This window comes from Eudoraea sp., assembly GCF_049669105.1.
GTDB lineage: Bacteria > Bacteroidota > Bacteroidia > Flavobacteriales > Flavobacteriaceae > Eudoraea.
The window spans coordinates 1-5,184 of the sequence record NZ_JBATKE010000178.1 but is presented as its reverse complement, the minus strand read 5'-3'; the positions used below and the strand labels follow the sequence as shown (position 1 = coordinate 5,184).

The 5,184-nt window shown below is 37.8% G+C and carries 6 protein-coding genes; all 6 read right to left on the bottom strand.

The window, feature by feature from the left end:
• The coding region (locus WBM60_RS13745; RefSeq protein ID WP_424283207.1) for a M20/M25/M40 family metallo-hydrolase at window positions 1–754 on the bottom strand (754 nt) is incomplete at its 3' end.
• A complete protein-coding gene (argB, locus tag WBM60_RS13740; RefSeq protein ID WP_424283206.1) occupies window positions 751–1,530 on the bottom strand; it encodes an acetylglutamate kinase in 780 nt (259 codons plus the stop codon). The genes WBM60_RS13745 and argB, both read right to left, overlap by 4 nt.
• Before the next feature lie 38 nt (window positions 1,531–1,568).
• Window positions 1,569–2,510, bottom strand: coding sequence for an N-acetylornithine carbamoyltransferase (locus WBM60_RS13735; RefSeq protein WP_424260817.1), 942 nt, complete (start codon window positions 2,508–2,510; stop codon window positions 1,569–1,571).
• On the bottom strand, window positions 2,507–3,634 hold the full coding sequence (locus tag WBM60_RS13730) for an aspartate aminotransferase family protein (protein WP_424260819.1): 1,128 nt from the start codon (window positions 3,632–3,634) through the stop codon (window positions 2,507–2,509). Before WBM60_RS13730 ends, WBM60_RS13735 begins: the two co-directional genes overlap by 4 nt.
• 43 nt (window positions 3,635–3,677) lie before the next feature.
• On the bottom strand, window positions 3,678–4,475 hold the full coding sequence (gene proC, locus WBM60_RS13725; RefSeq protein ID WP_424260821.1) for a pyrroline-5-carboxylate reductase: 798 nt from the start codon (window positions 4,473–4,475) through the stop codon (window positions 3,678–3,680).
• 47 nt (window positions 4,476–4,522) lie between these two features.
• On the bottom strand, window positions 4,523–5,184 hold a 662-nt coding region (locus WBM60_RS13720), incomplete at its 5' end, for an Asd/ArgC dimerization domain-containing protein (protein WP_424283205.1).

Sequence of the window (5,184 nt, the reverse complement as noted above, 5' to 3'; positions counted from 1 at the left end):
TAACACGTACATCAATTACAAGATTAACGTTGGCAGGCACTACATTATGCTGGCTACCGCCATTAATTTGTGTCACTGTTAATTTAACTTCACCCAGAACTTCCGATGTTTTTGGAAATCTATAGTTCTTAAACCATTCCAACACTTCAATAGTATTATAAATGGCATTGTTGTTATTTGGATGTGCTGCATGAGAAGGAGTGCCATTAACTATGGCGTCAAAAATAACCAGCCCTTTTTCTGCAATAGCCAGATTCATCTGCGTTGGTTCCCCTACAATTGCAACATCAATTTTTGGAAGTATGCTTAAAAGGCTATTTAATCCTTTACCCCCCGAACTTTCTTCTTCGGCCGTTGCTGCGATTATTAAATTGTGATTTAAATTTTCCGATTCGTAGAAATAGGTAAAAGTCGCAATAAGTGAAACCAGGCAACCCCCGGCATCGTTGCTTCCAAGACCAAATAGTTTACCGTCTATAATCTTAGGGTCAAAGGGATCTTTTGTGTAGGCCCCGTTGGGTTTTACAGTATCGTGATGTGAATTTAGAAGTAAGGTAGGTTTATCCTTGTCAAAATATTTGTTGAAGGCATAGACGTTATTATTAACTCTTTTATATGGAATATCAAATTCGTGAAACCAATTTTCAAGAAGTTGTGCGGTCATATCTTCTTCTGAAGAGAAAGAAGGCGTGGCAATTAATTCTCGCAGCAGTCCAATTGCTTTTTTAATTAGAAAATTTTGTTCTGTTCTCATAATGTGATGGTAGTAAATAATTGGGCTTTAGGCTCAAGCATTGAAAGATCTCCAATACAGACGCGCTGAACGCGATTATTAAGTGCATGAAAACAATTTTCCAATTTTGGAAGCATACCGTCGGCAATGATTTTTTGTTGTTTCAGTTTCTGATAACTCTCCATATTAATTCTTCTTATTACGGAATCCTCATCAGATATGGCACGAAGCACTCCTTTCTTCTCAAAACAGTAATATAGGGTCGTGTCATAAGTATGGCTCAGAGCAATGGCCACTTCGGAAGCAATTGTATCTGCATTTGTATTGAATAACTGTCCCCGTCCATCATGAGTCAGTGCACAGAAAACCGGCACAAATGCAGCGCTTAATAGTCGGGATATGGACTCCGCATTAACAGCTATAACGTCTCCAACAAATCCGAAATTAATTTCGTTTACCGGGCGTTTTTTAGCAATGATAGTATTTGCATCGGCCCCACTTAGTCCAATCGCATTGCAATTACTTGCTTGAAGTTGAGCTACAATGTTTTTGTTAACGAGCCCTGCATAAACCATTACCACAACTTCAAGGCTTTGGGCATCTGTAATTCTTCTGCCGTCGACCATTTTGGATTCTATGCCAAGTTTTTTGCTAAAATCCGTAGCTCGTTTACCGCCACCATGAACCAAAACTTTTTTTCCTTCCAATTGCGCAAAAAGCTGTAGAAATTGAGATAAGGATTCCTGATCTTCAATTATGTTTCCTCCAATTTTTACTATGGATAGTTTTTGTTTCATACCTGTTTAATGGTGCCACATATGTGACGAAAATGTAATTATTTCAATGTTTCCAACATCTTTTTTAATACGATTTGAGCCGCAAAAGTTCTGTTATTAGCCTGTTCTATGACCAGGGATTGATTCCCGTCCAACACAGCATCTTCCACTACTACATTACGTCGAACAGGCAGACAATGCATAAATTTAGCATTCCCCAGTTTTTTTTCGGTTATCATCCAATTTTTATCCTGATTAATTACTTTACCATAGTTTTTGTAATTGCTCCAATTTTTAACATAAACAAAATCGGCATCTTTCAGTGCTTTTTCCTGATCATACTCAATTCTGCTGTTTTTGGTAACCTTTGGATCCAGCTCATATCCTTCAGGATGTGTAATTGTAAAATTTGCATTCTTTAATTGCATAATTTCAATGAAAGAATTTGCAACGGCCTGAGGAAGTGCTTTAGGATGTGGAGCCCAGGATAATACAATTTTGGGATGTATACTCTTTTTGTATTCCTCAATAGTTATTAGGTCTGTAAGCGCCTGAAGGGGATGGCTAAGTGAACTCTCCATATTCAGAACCGGGATACTTGCATATTTTTTAAATGAATTAATTACCAGTTCTGCTTCATCCGTTTCCTTGTTTTTTAAAGAAGCAAAAGCTCTAATTCCGAGTATATCGCAATACTGCGAGACTACCCGGGCAGCTTCCTTTACGTGTTCGGCATTTCCTTTATCCATGATAGTGCCATCTTCGAACTCCAGTGCCCATCCGTCTTTACCAAAATTCATAATCATTACTTTCATCCCTAAATTCATGGCGGCCTTTTGTGTGCTAAGACGGGTTCTTAAGCTGTTATTAAAGAATAACAACCCAATAGTTCTTTTCTTACCAAGTTTCTTAAAGGCTAATGGTTTTTTCTTAAGAGCTAAGGCATCTTCAACCCATTCATTAACTGAATCAATGTCGTTTATTGAAAGATAATGTTTCATTGCAATTCGTTTTTTAAGGCTTCAAAAAATTGATCCAGATCATTTTCTTTAATTGTCAGTGCCGGAAGAATCCTAAGTACATATTTGTCTTTTGCACCACCGGTAAAAAGATGTTGGTTGTAAATTAGTCGTTTTCGCAAATCGGCAACCTCAAAATCAAATTTTAACCCCAACATAAGCCCCCTGCCCTTTATTTCCTTAACCTGTGGTATCTCTGAAGCTTTTTGTTTGAAGTATTTACCCAGTTTTTCAGCATTTTCAATTAGCTGTTCTTTTTCCATAACCTCTAAAACGGCTAAAACAGCGGTACATGCAAGATGGTTTCCACCAAAAGTGGTCCCAAGTAGCCCGTAAGATGCCTGAATGTTTTTATGAATTAATACACCACCAACAGGAAAGCCGTTCCCCATGCCTTTAGCTATAGTTATTATATCTGGCTTTATTTTGTGGTGTTGAAAGGCAAAAAAAGAACCACTTCGACCAAAACCAGATTGCACTTCATCAGCTATTAGAACTACGCCATATTTTTTACAAAGTGCGGAAATTTCCCTATAGAATATACCCGATGGCTCGTCCAAACCGCCAACTCCCTGTATAGCTTCCAGAATAACGGCGCAAACATCTTCCTTTTTGATTTCAGTTTTAAAGGCTTTAATATCCTCAAATGATAAAAATGTAACTTTTTGCTGTTTATTTATAGGAGCATTTATCTTCTCATTGTCCGTTGCGGCAACTGCAGCTGATGTTCTACCATGAAAACTATTGGTAAATGCAATTACCCGGGATTTATTGGTATGGAAAGATGCTAGTTTTAAGGCGTTCTCATTAGCCTCTGCCCCTGAATTGCACAAAAATAAATTATAATCCCGGCAATTGGAAAGTTCCCCCAGTCTGGCAGCCAGTTGATTTTGTAACGGATTTTTAACGGAGTTACTGTAAAACCCTATTTTGTCTATTTGACTTTTAATGCGTTCTATGTAATATGGGTGGGAATGCCCAATGGAGATAACGGCATGACCGCCGTAGAAATCGAGATATTTATTTCCCTTATCATCTGTAATAACAATGCCCTTGGCAGAAACCGGGGTTACATCATATAGAGGGTATACATCAAATAGTTCCATTAATTGTTTTTTAGTTCAGTTTGATAGTAATATATCTCAATGCCTAGTCATTGGTTTTGAATTCATTTATTTTCTCAAAGGAAGCTACTATTCCCCTGATAAGTGAAGAACTCAAACCCTGATGCTCCATTTCGTTTAATCCTTGAATAGTACAACCCATAGGGGTGGTTACCTTATCTATTTCTTCTTCAGGATGATTCCCCGATTCTATAAGTAAGCCGGACGCCCCATTACAAGTGTACATAGCCAGCTCCTGTGCTTCTTTGGCATCGAAACCTAACTGTATAGCACCTTGTGTAGTTGCTCTGATAAGGCGCATCCAAAAAGCTATTCCACTTGCACATATTACAGTTGCTGCCTGCATTTGATTTTCGGGTATTTCCAGGGAATAGCCCATTCTGTTAAAAATGGCTTTTGCAAGATCTATACGTTTGTTACCTGCTGTATTTGAGCAGACGCAGGTCATAGATTTACCAACGGAAATGGCCGTATTGGGCATACTGCGGATAATATGCTTTTCTTTTCCGAGAATGCCTTCCATTTTTTCAATACTAAAACCGGTTATCGTTGAGATTATTACATGTTTTTCGGTGAGAAGGTCCTTAACTTCTTCCAAAATCATTGCAAAATCTCGTGGTTGAACAGCAAATATTAATATATCAGATTTTTCAACCGCTTTCCTGTTGTCCGAACCAACCATTACATTTCCATATTTTTCATAGTTCTTAATACTATCGGAATGTCTTTTGGTCAGATACATTGTGGTAGCTCCGTTACTATGTAAAATACCTTTAGCAATCGATAAGCCTAAATTTCCCGCTCCAATAATGGCTATTTTCATGTTTACCTATTTTATTTAGTCAAATTGTTTTTTAATTCTCACTTCTTTTAATAAACGGATGCCTTTAAATTTAAGCCCTCACTTTCATTAAAACCTAACATTAAATTCATGTTTTGAATGGCTTGTCCGGAGGCCCCTTTAAGCAGATTGTCAATTACAGATGTTATTAAAAGAACATCCTTGTACTTGTGCAAGTGAATATGACAATTATTCGTATTCACCACTTGTTTTAAATGAACCGGTTCTTCTGAAATCATAGTAAATGCTGCATTTTTATAGAATTCATGATATAAACCATAAGCTTCCGACTCACTTCCTTCAAACTTTGTATATGCAGTGCTGAGAATACCCCGTGAAAAGTTTCCCCTGTTGGGAATAAAATAAAGTTCTCCAACAGTTTCTTGCAGAGATTCCAGACTTTCATTTATTTCTCCCAGATGTTGGTGTGTAAATGCTTTATACCAGGATGCATTATTATTTCTCCAGCTAAAATGTGTGGTCGCCGATGGCATTATTCCTGCACCCGTGCTTCCGGTTACCGCATTCACATGTACATCAGAGTTCAACATTTGTGCATTGGCCAGTGGGAGTAAAGCTAATTGAATACAGGTAGCAAAACAACCCGGATTGGCGATATATCTGGCGCTGCTTATGGCGGTTTTGTTTAATTCGGGAAGGCCGTACAAAAATTCTTTTCCGCCAAAAGAGG